The sequence below is a fragment of the Streptococcus oralis genome (assembly GCF_004127215.1).
Lineage (GTDB): Bacteria > Bacillota > Bacilli > Lactobacillales > Streptococcaceae > Streptococcus > Streptococcus oralis_BD.
This window is the reverse complement of record NZ_QEWJ01000004.1, coordinates 95689-111153: the sequence shown is the minus strand read 5'-3', so window position 1 is coordinate 111153 and position 15465 is coordinate 95689. Positions and strand designations below refer to the sequence as shown.

13 protein-coding genes and 2 pseudogenes are annotated in these 15465 nt (G+C 39.9%); 13 read left to right on the top strand and 2 right to left on the bottom strand.

Annotated features, from left to right (window positions below; translation table 11 throughout):
• Positions 1–11 precede the first annotated feature (11 nt).
• The 10 genes and pseudogenes from glgP to DF216_RS04690 all read left to right on the top strand — a co-directional run bounded on the left by glgP (position 12) and on the right by DF216_RS04690 (position 8063).
• Positions 12–2270 carry a glycogen/starch/alpha-glucan family phosphorylase gene (gene glgP, locus DF216_RS04735; RefSeq protein WP_129326130.1) on the top strand — a complete coding sequence of 753 codons (2259 nt, stop codon included), beginning with the start codon at positions 12–14 and terminating at the stop codon, positions 2268–2270.
• A 175-nt stretch (positions 2271–2445) separates the two neighbouring features.
• Positions 2446–3159 (top strand): hypothetical protein, encoded by a 714-nt coding sequence (locus DF216_RS04730; protein ID WP_061454190.1) that lies wholly within the window; start codon positions 2446–2448, stop codon positions 3157–3159.
• Between the two features lie 11 nt (positions 3160–3170).
• Positions 3171–3884 (top strand): hypothetical protein, encoded by a 714-nt coding sequence (locus DF216_RS04725; RefSeq protein ID WP_061454189.1) that lies wholly within the window; start codon positions 3171–3173, stop codon positions 3882–3884.
• A 2-nt stretch (positions 3885–3886) separates the two neighbouring features.
• A pseudogene (locus DF216_RS04720) lies at positions 3887–4135 on the top strand (hypothetical protein); the annotation flags it as partial.
• Positions 4136–4225: 90 nt separating this feature from the next.
• The gene (locus DF216_RS04715; protein ID WP_061454188.1) at positions 4226–4912 is read left to right on the top strand and encodes a hypothetical protein; all 687 of its coding nucleotides are present in this window, start codon (positions 4226–4228) and stop codon (positions 4910–4912) included.
• A gap of 5 nt (positions 4913–4917) precedes the next feature.
• Positions 4918–5163: pseudogene (locus DF216_RS04710) on the top strand (hypothetical protein); the annotation flags it as partial.
• Positions 5164–5255: 92 nt separating this feature from the next.
• Positions 5256–5939 carry a hypothetical protein gene (locus DF216_RS04705; protein ID WP_061454186.1) on the top strand — a complete coding sequence of 228 codons (684 nt, stop codon included), beginning with the start codon at positions 5256–5258 and terminating at the stop codon, positions 5937–5939.
• A 57-nt stretch (positions 5940–5996) separates the two neighbouring features.
• Complete coding sequence (locus DF216_RS04700) at positions 5997–7220, top strand: hypothetical protein (protein WP_061454185.1); 1224 nt, start codon at positions 5997–5999, stop codon at positions 7218–7220.
• Positions 7213–7617: a hypothetical protein gene (locus DF216_RS04695; RefSeq protein ID WP_061454184.1), complete on the top strand. Its 405-nt coding sequence runs from the start codon at positions 7213–7215 to the stop codon at positions 7615–7617. Before DF216_RS04700 ends, DF216_RS04695 begins: the two co-directional genes overlap by 8 nt.
• Before the next feature lie 11 nt (positions 7618–7628).
• Entirely contained in the window at positions 7629–8063 is a 435-nt protein-coding gene (locus tag DF216_RS04690) for a hypothetical protein (RefSeq protein WP_061454183.1), read from the top strand.
• A gap of 95 nt (positions 8064–8158) precedes the next feature.
• On the opposite strand, the gene DF216_RS04685 is transcribed toward DF216_RS04690, so the two are convergent.
• Positions 8159–9007 (bottom strand): putative RNA methyltransferase, encoded by an 849-nt coding sequence (locus DF216_RS04685; RefSeq protein ID WP_129326129.1) that lies wholly within the window; start codon positions 9005–9007, stop codon positions 8159–8161.
• 151 nt (positions 9008–9158) lie between these two features.
• On the opposite strand from DF216_RS04685, the gene DF216_RS04680 reads away from it, so the two are divergent.
• Together DF216_RS04680 and DF216_RS04675 are read left to right on the top strand one after the other, a co-directional pair.
• Positions 9159–9437, top strand: a complete 279-nt coding sequence (locus DF216_RS04680; RefSeq protein WP_000910909.1) for a DUF6110 family protein — start codon at positions 9159–9161, stop codon at positions 9435–9437.
• A gap of 1 nt (position 9438) precedes the next feature.
• Positions 9439–11499, top strand: coding sequence for a heavy metal translocating P-type ATPase (locus DF216_RS04675; RefSeq protein ID WP_125827620.1), 2061 nt, complete (start codon positions 9439–9441; stop codon positions 11497–11499).
• Positions 11500–11576: 77 nt separating this feature from the next.
• Here DF216_RS04675 and tyrS read toward each other — a convergent pair whose 3' ends face one another.
• Entirely contained in the window at positions 11577–12833 is a 1257-nt protein-coding gene (gene tyrS, locus DF216_RS04670) for a tyrosine--tRNA ligase (protein ID WP_129326128.1), read from the bottom strand.
• 140 nt (positions 12834–12973) lie between these two features.
• On the opposite strand from tyrS, the gene pbp1b reads away from it, so the two are divergent.
• Complete coding sequence (gene pbp1b / locus DF216_RS04665; protein ID WP_129326127.1) at positions 12974–15397, top strand: penicillin-binding protein PBP1B; 2424 nt, start codon at positions 12974–12976, stop codon at positions 15395–15397.
• The last annotated feature ends 68 nt before the right edge of the window (positions 15398–15465 follow it).

The following is a 15465-nucleotide window of genomic DNA, read 5'->3' as shown; positions in this document are numbered from 1 at the left end:
GACACATAAACATGTTACCATTAAACGAATTTGTACAAAAGCGTTACAATAAATCTATCGCAGAATGTAGCAATGAAGAGCTTTACCTTGCTCTTCTCAACTACAGCAAGCTTGCTAGCAGTCAAAAACCAGTCAACACTGGTAAGAAAAAAGTTTACTACATTTCAGCTGAGTTCTTGATTGGTAAACTCTTGTCAAACAACTTGATCAACCTTGGTCTTTATGACGATGTGAAGAAAGAACTTGCAGCTGCAGGTAAAGAGTTAATCGAAATCGAAGAAGTGGAATTGGAACCATCACTTGGTAACGGTGGTTTGGGACGTTTGGCAGCCTGCTTTATCGACTCAATCGCTACACTTGGCTTGAACGGTGACGGTGTTGGTTTGAACTATCACTTCGGTCTTTTCCAACAAGTTCTTAAAAACAACCAACAAGAAACTATTCCTAACGCTTGGTTGACTGAGCAAAACTGGTTGGTTCGCTCAAGCCGTAGCTACCAAGTGCCATTTGCACACTTCACATTGACATCTACTCTTTACGATATCGATGTACCTGGTTACAAGACAGAAACTAAGAACCGCTTGCGTTTGTTTGACTTGGATTCAGTTGATTCTTCTATCATCAAAGATGGTATCGACTTTGACAAGACAGATATCGTTCGCAACTTGACACTCTTCCTTTATCCAGACGACAGCGACAAGCAAGGTGAATTGCTCCGTATCTTCCAACAATACTTCATGGTTTCAAACGGTGCGCAATTGATCATCGACGAAGCAATCGAAAAAGGAAGCAACTTGCATGACCTTGCGGACTACGCAGTTGTACAAATCAACGATACTCACCCATCAATGGTTATCCCTGAATTGATTCGTCTTTTGACTGCGCGTGGTATCGAGCTTGACGAAGCAATCTCTATCGTTCGTAGCATGACTGCCTACACTAACCACACCATCCTTGCTGAAGCCCTTGAAAAATGGCCTCTTGAATTCTTGGAAGAAGTGGTTCCTCACTTGGTACCAATCATCAAAGAATTGGACCGTCGTGTGAAAGCAGAATACAAAGACCCAGCTGTTCAAATCATTGATGAAAACGACCGTGTACACATGGCTCACATGGATATCCACTACGGATACAGTGTTAACGGGGTAGCAGCACTCCACACTGAAATCTTGAAGAACTCAGAGTTGAAGGCATTCTACGACATCTACCCAGAAAAATTCAACAACAAAACAAACGGTATCACATTCCGTCGTTGGCTCATGCATGCCAACCCAAGACTATCTCACTACTTGGATGAGATTATTGGAGAGGGATGGCACCATGAAGCGGATGAGCTTGAAAAACTCTTGTCTTACGAAGACAAAGCTGCTGTCAAAGAAAAATTGGAAAGCATCAAAGCTCACAACAAACGTAAATTGGCTCGTCACTTGAAAGAACACCAAGGTGTGGAAATCAATACAAACTCTATCTTTGATATCCAAATCAAACGTCTCCACGAGTACAAACGCCAACAAATGAACGCTTTGTATGTGATTCACAAATACCTTGACATCAAGGCTGGTAACATCCCTGCTCGTCCAATTACAGTATTCTTTGGTGGTAAAGCAGCTCCTGCCTACACAATTGCCCAAGATATCATCCACTTGATCCTTTGCTTGTCAGAAGTGATTGCAAATGATCCAGCAGTAGCTCCACACTTGCAAGTGGTTATGGTTGAAAACTACAACGTTACTGCAGCAAGCTTCCTTATCCCAGCATGTGATATCTCAGAACAAATCTCACTTGCTTCCAAAGAAGCTTCAGGTACTGGTAACATGAAATTCATGTTGAACGGAGCTTTGACTCTCGGTACTATGGACGGTGCTAACGTGGAAATCGCTGAATTGGTTGGCGACGAAAACATCTACATCTTCGGTGAAGATTCTGAAACTGTTATCGACCTTTACGCAAAAGCAGCTTACAAATCAAGCGAATTCTACGCTCGTGAAGCCATCAAACCATTGGTTGACTTCATCGTCAGCGACGCTGTTCTTGCAGTAGGTAAGAAAGAACGCTTGGAGCGTCTTTACAACGAATTAATCAACAAAGACTGGTTCATGACTCTCCTTGACTTGGAAGACTACATAAAGGTGAAAGAGCAAATGTTGGCTGACTACGAAGACCGTGACGCATGGTTGGATAAAGTCATCGTTAACATTGCCAAAGCAGGATTCTTCTCATCTGACCGTACAATCGCTCAGTACAACGAAGACATCTGGCACTTGAACTAAGATTCTTTGCACGAGACTATAAAACAACGCATCTTAAAAAGGTGCGTTTTTTTGATAGAAAAAAGTAGGGACTTTAATAGAAGAGCCTCCATACCGGTAAAACGCTAGCACAACAGAGGAAAAACAGGTATACTATTGTTAATTAGACTGAATCGGATAAAGAAGAGAGGAATTTATGATGAAAAAACGAGCGCTGACAGCAGTACTTTTAGGAGTGGCAGTATTGTCACTAACTGGTTGCTTTACAAAAAGTAGTCGAAGATTTATTGAAGGGAAAGCCGCTGAGCTCAGCAAGGTCTATCCAACAGAGAATCTAGAAGACCTGTTTGAAAAGTTTCCGGGAGGGTTTAGTATTTGGAGTGAAGACCTTTACGATTATAAAGAGGAGGGTTATATGTTCCAATCTGTAAAATTGAGAGGAGATGGAGAAACTAAACAGATAATAGGAACTATTGTTAGTGAGAAGGTAACATCGAATGGAACAAAGGCTCCGACTGAAGAAAAAATCTATGAAGGTGGAGTAGTTTATAAAGATGGAAGGATTCAATTGATGGATCCTCAGGCAAATGCAACGATAAAAAATCCTAAACTATTGCTCCAAGAATTTACAATCAATAGAAAGACTCTGTCGAAACTAAAAATGGGGAGAAAAAGCTATAGTTTTGAAACTGGGAGCGCAGATATTGATTACATTTTAACGGATCCAATTTTAAACAACTACATGAGAGTTGAGCAGGATAAAGAATTAAAAATGATTTTTTATATCATGTCTGGGACTGTTGAAAATAAGGCTTATAGCTATACTTTAGATATCAAAGATGGGCATAATTCTCATTCGGAATTATTTAGTGGTTACAAGGAAAAGAAATATAAACTTTATAATGATTGATGGAGGAATTTATGAGGAAAAAATTAGTGCTGATAGCAGTACTTTTGGGAGTAGCATTGTTGACTCTAGCTGGCTGTAGTCTAAAGAGTAGTCGACAATTTATTGAAGGGAAAGCCTCAGAGCTCAGCAAGGTCTATCCAACGGAGAATCTGGAAAACTTGTTTGAAAAGTTTCCGGATGGATTTCAGATTCGTATAACAGATATTAGTGAGGATAGTGAAGACTCTCCTTCAATTAGTTATCAGCTAGTTTTAAATGGCATTTCTGAGACTAAAGAAATAAAAGGAGAAATTACCAAAGAAAGCTCATTTGAAAATTCAGATGGGAAAATTGAAGAAGAAATTTTATATCAAGGACATGTCTACTACAAAGATGGAAGTCTACATTTATCAGAGGGAAATTCTTCAAAAAATAAAGAGAAAGGTGACTTAAAACATTCCCGTCTTTTAATGCAAGATTTTCTTATTTCAAGGTCGAGTTTAAAAAGTCTAGAAGTAGTTCGGAAAGGCTATAGTTTTGAGACGGGTTCTGCCAGCATCACCTATAAGCTTAAAAATGAACAAGTCAATACTTATTTGGGCTTAGAGAATGATGCTCAAATTAATATGGGTATCAATATTTTTGAACCAACAATATCAGGTAAAAGTTATGGATATTCCATCATTTTTAGAAATGATAATCTTTATCATGCAGAAGGCATTGTTGGAAAACTAGAAAAGGATTAGTAATGAGCGATTATAAAGAATATACTGTTTTGGATGGGACGAATCCGACACTGGATGCTTCAGATTTGTCTTATGAATTTGAAAAAGCAAGAATTAAAGGGGCAACTGATGAAGACGTTGACAGTCGATACTTTAAAGAAGAAAATAAAATCAAACCCCTAAATTTCACATATTTATCCAGCTTTCGTGATTCTGCGACAGGGACTAGTGGGGTTGCCTTTAGAGATGAAACAAGTGGAAAAACCATTATTTGAATCATTTGATTGGCGCTTAGATTGAATCAAAACCTTAAAATTGGTATAATGAAGTGCCTATCTTGGATTCTGAGAGGAGGGCAATCCATGTTTAAAAAAATTGCAATGATGATGTTAGTAGGAGGGGTTGGAATGATGGTGCTAGCTGGATGTAGTCTAAAGAGTAGTCGACAATTTATCGAAGGGAAAGCCGCTGAGCTCAGTAAGGTCTACCCGACGGAGAATTTGGAGGACTTGTTTGACAAGTTTCCGGATGGGTTTGGTATTTTTAGCGACGATATTTATGATTATAAAGAAGGGGAAGGTTATTTTTATCAATCTATTGAACTAAAGGGTGATGCTGAGAATAAAGTGGTTAGAGGAATTTTTAAGGAGAAAAAAGTCAGCATAGATAAGAATAAAAAACGAAAGGAAGATGTACTCTATGAAGGTGGAGTGGTTTATAAAGATGGAATGATTCAATTGATGGATCCTCAGGCAAATGTAACGATAAAGAATCCTAAACTATTGCTCCAAGAATTTACAATCAATAGAAATACTCTGTCGAAATTAAAAATGGGAGGAAAAGGTTATAGTGTTGAAACTGGGAGCGCAGATATTGACTACATTTTAACAGATCCAATTTTAAATACCTACATGGGAGTAGAGCAGGATAAAGAATTAAAAATGGTAATTTATATCATGTCTGGTACTGTTGAAAATAAGACCTATAGCTATACTTTAGAAATTCAAGATGGGCAAAATACACATGCGGAGATTATCAGTGGGGGGTAAAGTAAATGGCTAATGAACTTTATACAGTGTTAGACGGGACTAATCCAACACTTGATGCTTCGGATTTGTCCTACGAATTCGAAAAGGCCAGAATTAATGGTGCGACTAATGAAGATGTTGATAGTCTATATTTCGAAGAAGAATATAAAATTAAGCCCCTGAATTTCACATATCTATCCAGTTTTCGTGATCCTGAGACAGGGACGAGTGGGGTTGCCTTTAAAGATGAGACAAGTGGAAAAACCATCATTTGAATCATTTGATTGGCGCTTAGATTGAATCAGAACCTTAAAACTGGTATAATAAAGTTACTATCTTGGATTCTGAGAAGGGGGAGCAATCCATGTTTAAAAAAATTGCAATGATGATGTTATTAGGAGGGCTTGGAATGATGATGTTAGCTGGATGTAGTGGGAAGAGTAGTCGACAATTTATTGAAGGGAAGGCCGCTGAGCTCAGCAAGGTCTATCCGACAGAGAACCTGGAAGACTTATTTGAAAAGTTTCCGGAGGGGTTTCAGATTACCTCAAAGGATTTATACGAATATGAAGAAAGTGGGTATAAACTCCAATCAATCAGTTTAAATGGAAATTCTCAAACTAGACAGATTTCAGGTACAATATCAGAGAAACAAGTTAGTTTTGATCAAGATGAGAAGCGTAGTGAAAGGTTTGTATATAAGGGTGAAGTCATTTATCAAGATGGTAAAATTCAATTAAAAGATCCAAATGCGAATTTTAAAATTAAGAATTCTGTGTTATTGCTACAGAGATTTACTATAAACAAAGATAAATTATCAGATCTGGATATAGTTCGTAAAAGTTATAATAGTGGGACTGGGAGTGCAGATATTGTATACACTCTCACGGATCCAATTTTGAACACCTACATGGGAGTGGAGCAGGCTAAAGAATTAAAAATGATTATTTATATCATGCATGAGACCGTTGAAAATAAGGCTTATAGTTATACTTTAGATATTAAAGATGATCATAACTCTCATACAGAATTAATTGAAGGTTACTAAAGTTATATTTCGGCAAAAGTAATAAATTTGTGTAGAGAAGCACTGCGAGGTAAAAATATGAGTGATAATAAAGGCTATACAGTTCTAGACGGGACAAATCCGACACTAGATGCTTCGGATTTGTCCTATGAATTTGAAAAAGCTAGGATAGATGGAGCAACAGATCGCGAAGTATTGGATAAGTATTCTGACACCGAAAAGAAAATCAAACCCCTAAATTTCACATATGTGTCCAGCTTTCGTGATCCTGCGACAGGGACGAGCGGGGTTGCCTTTAAAGATAAGCCAAGTGGCAAAACCATCATTGCTTTTACAGGGACTAATCTTGATAGTGACTCGGTAAATGATGCAGTCATGACAGATGGGCTCAGTATCGCCTTTGGGACGGGTCACCATTACGGTCCAGCCTATCAATTTTATGAAAAAGTCATGAAAGAGAACGGCTTAAATCCAGAAGATGTTATCTTGACAGGCCACTCCTTGGGTGGGAATATTGCTCAGCGTGTCGCTCTAAAATACAACGTTCCGAAAACCATTGTCTACAATGCAGCGCCTCTCTATATTCCTTCTTTAGCAGTCCCTTTCACAAGCAACATATTTGAGATAAAGAGGGATATAGCTCAGTTTACAGGAAATATCACTCGCATTACGACAAAGAAAGATCCTCTGAATAATATATCTGATCTAGTCGGTGGAGTTTATGTGGGTAAGGAGTATGTCATCCCCCATTCAGGTGGTCACATGATGGAGGATTTGCGGGCGGTCGCTGGAGATATCAAGTATACGATTGCGATGGACAACATTAAAAGAAATACAGAGCAAGGCTTAAAAAGTGTGCAGATTAAAAAAGATCTCTTTAAAGTCAATGACATCGGTACTGCTTCTCCAAATGGCTTGTCCAAGGCAGAACTCATCGCGCTGGACTCAGAGCAGGCTCTGGTTGTTGCTAGCGGATTATCCGCTACTTCCAGTGCAACGGTTGATTTGATAGGTGCCAAAGGGACAAGTGCAGTCGATAAAGCTCTGACTGTGTATAAAAGCCTCGGAGATGTACCATTCGGTTTTCTTCTATCTTCTGATGAAGTCAGAGCGACTTACAATGAATCTAATATTAACTATGGAACTATTGTTGAAGCGGTAGATAGTCATTGTCGAACTGTTAAAAAGACCGCGAAGACGGTAGCTACTTCATTTACAAATTTGGAGACAAAAATAAAGGCAGGAATTGAACAAACCGTTCAGAAAGATACAGAATTACAAGGATTAATTGCCCATGGATAAGTGGAGTAAGATTAGATCTAAATTAGTGGATGCTCAAGAAGAACTCTACAAGATAGACGATGAATATCGACAGTCAAAGAATGAGTTGGACACTAAGTGGAATTTTTTGGGAGATTTTTATAGAGGTTTAGACCAAAAATTTGACGAAAAGCATTCCATTGTTTTATCAGCATATTCAAAAATGCCGGATGCGACTGAGGATATGCTGGATGCTGCAGTGGAGACTATTCGCCGATATAGGATGGTGAATGAAGAGGAGTTTAAAACTCGGCAATACGAACTAGAAAGAAAGTATGACGACTTAGAAGATAGCTATAAGAAAAAGTGTCGAAAGCAAGAGGCAGTTATTGAACAACTTTCTAGTGAACTAAGAGCATGTCAGACAGATGAAAAATAGGAGGGAAACGGATGGGATTTTTTGAGGATGTTGGTACTGGAATTTATGACTTTGCTTCAGACACAATGGACAACATCGGTAATGGAATTTCTGGTATCAATGATTTTGCTAGGGAGCATATTCCAGGCGTGAGAGAAGTAGAGGGTGCTATACACGGGGCTTATGACTGGGGGATGGATCAGTTACGCTCTTTTGAAGCCTATAGTGAAATTGAGAAGAAATTAGAAAAAGACATCATAAAAACCTTGTATGTTCCGGCTAAAAAACGGGCTATAGCTCGGATTATTGAGAAATTTGACAAAGAAGCGAAGGAAATAGGTACAAAGACGAAGGAAGAGATTGATTTCGTTAATAATCAAATCGACGCGGAAATCAAAGGGGAGTTTTCAAACGCCATTCAAGATGCAGTTAGTAAAGAAAATCTCAAGTGGGAGAAATTGGTTTAAAACAAAAATGGAAATAGTTGACTCACTATTTTTTTCAAAAATCAAATCCGCACCTTTTATTGAGGTGCGGATTTTGTCTTATCTGAAAGATTGGTTTACCGTACTTTCCCAACTAGAATCTCTGCTTCAATGGTAATCTCAGTCAGTTGGCTCCAGTCAATCTTGGTCAGGTCAACATGAAAGAGTAGCGGAGTCATACTGAGCAGTGCTTGGCGTTGCTCAGCTGTGATGGGTTTGGTCAGGGAGGCTATTTGATGAGCTTGGATACTGAAGTGTTCCTGGAAATGTTCCTTGATATCTTGGTTGGAATAATCCTTCTTTGTCAGTTGGTCTTGCACCATTTGGCGGATTTCTTTGAGGTGATTTTCGGTTGGGATGACCTTGATTAAGATACCGTTTTGGGATAGAACGCGGCGAAATTCTCCATAATTGGCAGGCGAGAAGATATCGAGCAGGATATCCATACTAGCGTCTTTTATAGGAAGACGAGCTAGATCACCAACAAACCAATTGACTGCCCAGTTGGGTTCGCTCTTAGCAGCGATTTGGACGGAATCTTTGGAAATATCAAAAGCATAGAAGGTTTTATCAGAGTGACTTTCTTGTAGTTTGCGAGAGTAAAACCCTTCGCCACAACCGATGTCTAAAATTGTTTTGGCGCTTTCTGAGTTTGCTAGCAAGTCAGATATTGCCTCGAAAATAGTTTGATAAAAACCAGCTTCTAGGATTTGTTGACGGTTTTGAAAATTTTCCTTGTCGTAGTTGGTGGATTGTTTGATTTGCGGTGCCAGATTGACATAGCCGAATTTTGCCAAATCAAAAGAATGGCGGTTGCTACACTTGAGGCTAGACTCTACCAAGGTGAGATCTTCTTGGCAGATGGGGCAGGAAAAGGAACTAGCAGAAGCAAAGCGTTGAAGTTTTGGTTTGAGGTTTGTATTCATAGTTTAAGTGTATCAAAAGAGGCAAATGAAAGCAACCTTAGGAATAAGTAGATGGGAGATTCAGTAGAAATAAAATTAATTCTCCAATTTATAGAATGAAATTGCTTTTATATCTAAATTGCTATATAATAATGATAAGGAGGAAATAAGTATGTTAAAAGAAGTATTGACTGTCGCAAAAGTTGCGAAAAAATCATCACTCTTTTTAGGTGGTGTTGCATTTGGAACCCTTGGTTTGAAAATCTTAGCAAGTAAGGAAGCTAAAAAAGGTTATTCTAAAGCTTTGGCTAAGGCTTACAAGTTGAAAGATGAGCTAGATGCATCTGTTTCTGTTGTGAAGCAACATGGAGACGATGTCTTGCAAGATGCTAAATATTTGTACGAGCAAGAGAAAAAAGAAGAACAATTAGATAGCCTGATAGGAGAATAATATGTCTTTTAAAGTGCTATATAGAGGATATCAACATATCCGACTATCATCTTCTTTTTCACTTACCTTGGATATTCAAGACTATCTTCGTTCCTTGGCGAGAGATGAAAAGGGAATTGAGTCTATCCAGTTTTACATGGATCAACAGCACTTTACTCTACGTATAAAAGAAGGCTTCTCCGTATTAGACAATGCAGAAGCCTTTTTAAAAAGAATTGATAAAGGGAAAGTTTCTGAGTTGATGACTCTTCCCATTCGTAGAGAAGATAGTGCCTATTCTATTGTTTCAGGTGCAGCGATTAAGCGTGTGCTTTTTCGTAGTCTTGTACCGTCTCCTATTCGCTATATATGGACTTGTTATCAGGCTCTGGGGTATGTCAAAGAAGCTTATCAGACCCTAGCGCGTAAGGAACTAACGATGGAGGTTTTGGACTGTTCGGCTATTTTATTATCCTTGTTCATGAATCAATCCAAGACAGCGAGCAACATCATGTTTATGCTTGATTTGGGGAATCATTTAGATCAGTGGTCCTTGAAAAAAACTGCAACAGATTTAGAACAGAGTCTTCTTGCAAAAGAGAGCGATGTATTCCTAGTACAGGGCGATACGGTTGTTAGTATCAAGAGTTCCGATGTTCAAATAGGAGATGTTTTGGTCTTATCTCAAGGAAATGAAATTCTGTTTGATGGACAAGTAGTTTCAGGTTTAGGTATGGTCAACGAAAGTTCCTTGACGGGAGAGAGTTTTCCAGTTGAAAAAAGAGAGTCTGATTTGGTTTGTGCAAATACAGTATTAGAAACTGGAGAGTTACGCATTCGTGTAACCGATAATCAGATGAACAGCCGGGTTTTACAACTGATTGAGTTGATGAAGAAATCTGAAGAAAACAAGAAAACGAAACAACGCTATTTCATCAAAATGGCGGACAAAGTCGTCAAATATAATTTCTTGGGGGCTGGGCTGACTTACCTATTGACAGGTTCTTTTTCTAAGGCTATTTCTTTCCTATTGGTCGATTTCTCCTGCGCTTTGAAAATCTCTACTCCTGTAGCTTATTTAACAGCTATCAAGGAGGGGTTGAACCGTGAAATGGTGATTAAGGATGGAGATGTTTTGGAGAAATATCTGGAAGTTGATACTTTCTTGTTTGATAAGACGGGAACAATCACAACTAGCTATCCGATAGTTGACAAGGTGTTACCTTTTGGGGACTATAGTGAGGAAGATATTCTCAGAATCAGTGCCTGTCTTGAGGAACACATTTATCATCCTATTGCTAATGCCATCGTCAAGCAAGCTGAGATAGAGGGAATTGAACATGAGGAAATGCATGGGAAACTCCAATATATCGCAAGCAAGGGGATCAAATCTCATATAGATGGCCAACCAGTTCTTATTGGGAATTATGTCTTGATGCAGGATGAGCAGATTCATATCAGTTCAGAACAAAATGCTTTAATTGAAGAGTACAAGAGTCACTACAATCTCTTATTCTTGGCTTATCAGAATGAATTGATTGGAATGTTCTGCATTCATACTCCTTTGAGAAAAGAAGCAAAAACAGCCTTGGATAAACTTAAGGCACAGGGGAAAAAATTGATTCTGGCAACAGGGGATACCTCGGTTAGGACAGAGGAATTAGTCAAAGATTTGCCCTTTGATCAGGTATATACAGACTTGAAACCTGATGGGAAATTTGAGTTAGTAGAGGAACTGCAGAAAGCAGGTCACACTATTTTGATGGTTGGAGATGGATTGAATGACTCAGCGGCTCTAACCCTATCAGATATCGGTGTGGTGATGAATGAGAGTGCAGATATTTCTAAGCAGATGAGTGATATCTTATTGTTAGATAATCGTTTGGATTTCTTCCAAGAATTGGATTCGCTATCATCATCTTTGCAAACACTCATTAAGAAGAATATTCAAGATACCGTTGTCGTAAATAGTAGTTTGATTGGCTTTGGCTTGTTTAACTGGCTCAGTCCTTCAAATCTCTCTATCTTACATAATCTAACAACCTTACGCATTGTACTGCGTAGCCTGTCTATTAAGGGATAGGTGGGGACTATTCACAGCAAAAAGGAGTTACCTTTCTCGAGGTTAACTCCTTTGTTTATAGGTAAATATTGAACAATTTAGTAAGTCAATACAAAGTATTTTTTCTTCCCACGACGGATAACAGTCAGTTCGTTTTCGAGCTTGTCTGCGTCGCTTAAGACATAGTCAAGGTCTTGGATGCGGTCGCCGTTGACGTAGATGGCTCCATTTTGAACATCTTCACGGGCTTGGCGTTTTGAGTTGACTACACCAGAAGATACGAGGATTTCTACGATATTGTGGTTTTCATCTGCTTGGACTTGGTAGTTTGGCACTCCACGAAGTCCTTGTTTGAGTTCTTTGACAGAAAGGTTTTTGATATTTCCTGCAAAGAGTTGCTCGGTGATGTTAAGAGCCTCTTTGTAGGCTTCTTCTCCGTGGACAAGTGTCACGACTTCACGAGCGAGGACTTTTTGTGCCAAGCGTTCGTGTGGAGCTGCTTCAAACTGTTTGCGGATGTCTTCAATCTCATCGAGTGACAAGAAGGTAAAGATTTTTAAGAAGCGAACAGCGTCAGCGTCCATGACGTTCATCCAGAATTGATACATTTCGTATGGAGAAGTCTTTTCAGGGTTGAGCCAGACTGCGTTTCCTTCTGACTTACCAAATTTCTTACCAGTCGCATCTGTGATAAGAGGGACTGTGATAACATGACCTGTCTTGTCGGCCTTACGACGAAGCAATTCAGTACCAGCTGTCATGTTTCCCCACTGGTCAGAACCACCGATTTGAAGGGTAACATTGTGCTCTTGGTTAAGGACATAGAAGTCATACCCTTGCATGATTTGGTAGGCAAACTCTGTGTAAGAAATCCCTGTTTCAATTCGTTTTTTCACTGACTCCTTGCTCATCATGTAGTTGACGGTGAAGTATTTTCCGACATCACGGAGGAAGTCAATGAAGCTGATGCTGCCAAACCAGTCGTAGTTGTTGACCATGACAGCTTTATTTTCACCGTTTTCAAAGTCAAGAAAGCGAGAAAGTTGTCCTTGGATAGACTTGACCCAGCCATCCACCGTGTCTTTTGTTTGGAGACTACGCTCAGCATCTTTGAAGGACGGATCTCCGATGAGACCTGTAGCACCGCCAACGAGCGCATAAGGTTTGTGACCTGCTAGTTGTAAACGACGACTGGTCAAGATTGCGACAAGGTGACCGAGGTGAAGGCTATCAGCAGTTGGATCGTAGCCGGTATAATAAGAAACTTGACCTTCTTCTAGGGCTTTACGCAAAGCTTCTTCATCAGTCGTTTGAAAAATCAAACCACGCTCTTTTAGCTCATCAAAAATGTGCATATGTCTTTTCTCCTTTTTAAAATATTGTTTCTACCTATTGTATCACAAACTTGGGCAATAGCCTAGTGGAATAGGGAAGAAAGTGGCTATTTTATTGAAAGTTTACCTTTTATGGTATAATAGAGAAAGTGAGGACATTCATGAAAAAAAGAAACAATGAATCAAAAACGGTAATAAACCAAAACAAATCAAGAAAAAAAGCCGCAGATTCAAGTGTCTTAGGCGGATTTAGAGTAGCCTCTATCCTTGCCAAGATTTTGAATGGCTTTAAAGTGACCTTTAATACGCTTTTCGTCTTGGCTGTCATAGGTGGATTTTTTGGGGCTGGAATAGCTATAGGTTACGGTGTCGCCTTATTTGATAAGGTCTCTATCCCTCAATCAGCGGAGTTGGTTAATCGGGTCAAAGACATTACTTCCATCTCGGAGATTTATTATGCTGATGGGAGCACCATTGCTTCAATTGAGGGTGATTTATTGCGCACTTCAGTAGCATCAGATGCTATATCTGATAATCTAAAAAAAGCCATCATTGCGACGGAGGATGAGCATTTTACTGAGCATAAGGGCGTAGTTCCAAAGGCTGTTATTCGTGCAACTTTAGGAACGCTTGTGGGATTGGGTTCATCCAGTGGTGGCTCAACTTTAACACAACAGGTCATCAAACAGCAGGTGGTTGGAGATGCTCCGACCTTAGCTCGTAAGGCGACAGAAATCATAGATGCTCTTGCCTTGGAGCGTGTCATGAGTAAGGACGAAATTCTGACAACCTATCTGAATATTGCTCCTTTCGGTCGCAATCATAAGGGTCAAAACATTGCAGGTGCCCAGCAAGCTGCAGAAGGAATCTTTGGTGTTAATGCTTCGGACTTGACGGTACCTCAAGCGGCTTTTATCGCAGGCTTGCCGCAAAGCCCGATTAGTTATTCCCCTTATGAATCTGACGGAAGTTTGAAGAGTGATGAGGATATGGCCCTCGGTTTAAAGCGTGGGAAAGATGTCCTCTACAATATGTATCGAACAGGCGCCTTGAGTCAGAAAGACTATGAGCAGTATAAGTCTTATGATGTACGAAAAGACTTCTTACCATCAGGTAGTGTGAGTACTGCTTCACGTGATTATCTTTATTTTGCAGCTCTATCAGAAGCCACAGATCGGATGTATGATTATCTAGTTGAGAGAGATCATGTCTCTGCTCAGGAGTTAAAGAATGAATCCATCCAAAAAGCATATCGTGAGTTGGCAGCTAAGGAAATCGAAAATGGTGGTTATAAAATTACTACTACCATCAATAAAAAAGTTCACACAGCTATGCAAAATGCAGTGGCAAATTATGGTCGATTGCTAGATGATTCGACAGGCCAGCCTGAGGTAGGAAATGTCCTTATGGACAACCAAACGGGAGCTATTCTTGGCTTTGTCGGTGGCCGTAATTATCAGGAAAATCAGAACAATCACGCTATTGATACCAAGCGTTCTCCAGCTTCAACCACTAAGCCTATACTGGCCTATGGTATCGCGATTGACCAAGGTTTGATGGGAAGCGCAAGTATCTTATCAAACTATCCGACAAACTTTTCAAACGGCAATCCCATCATGTATGTCAATAGTCCTGGCACAGGGATGATGACCTTGGGAGAGGCCCTCAATTATTCATGGAATATCCCAGCCTACTGGACTTATCGCACACTTCGAGAGAAGGGTGTTGATGTCAAGGGTTATATGGAAAAAATGGGTTATGAAATCCCAGAATATGGTATTGAAAGTCTGCCGATGGGTGGGGGGATTGAGGTTACAGTTGCCCAGCATACCAACGGATATCAGACCTTGGCTAATAATGGAGTCTATCATAAGAAACATATGATTTCCAAGATTGAATCGACGACGGGTCAAGTGATTTATGAATATAAAAGTCAACCTGTTCAAGTTTATTCAAAAGCGACAGCGACCATCATGCAAAGTCTACTTCGTGATGTCATTTCATCTCGAGTTACGTCAAGCTTTCAGACTGATTTGGCCTCTATCAACCCAAGTCTGGCTCGTGCTGACTGGATTGGAAAGACTGGTACGACCAATGAAGATGAAAATATGTGGCTCATGCTTTCTACACCTCGACTGACTCTAGGTGGTTGGATAGGACACGACGACAACCGACCGCTAGCTAAGGGGGCTGGTCATTATCGAAACGCCAATTATATGGCTCACTTGGTTAATGCTATCCAGCAAGTCGAACCTGGAATATGGGGAAATGAGCGCTTCAATCTCGATCCAAGCGTGACAAAATCTCAAGTCCTCAAATCGACAGGGGAGAAAGCAGGCAAGGTCACAATCAATGGCAAAGAAGTCAACGTTTCAGGTTCTACAGTAACGAGCTATTGGGCTACTAAAGAAGGGGCGCCAGTAACCACTTACCGCTTTGCCATCGGAGGGAGCGATGCCGATTATCAAAATGCTTGGAAGAGCATTCTAGGAAGTTTACCGAGTCTTCCTAGCCCAACTCTTCCAGGTTCAAGTGGCCGTTCTGGAACAAGTTCATCAACTCGCTCAAATCAATCAAATCGATAGAATAAAAAGTAGCAGGTTTCATTTAATATTATGTTTCGTGCTACTTTTTTCTTTGTCGGTTTCGTGTT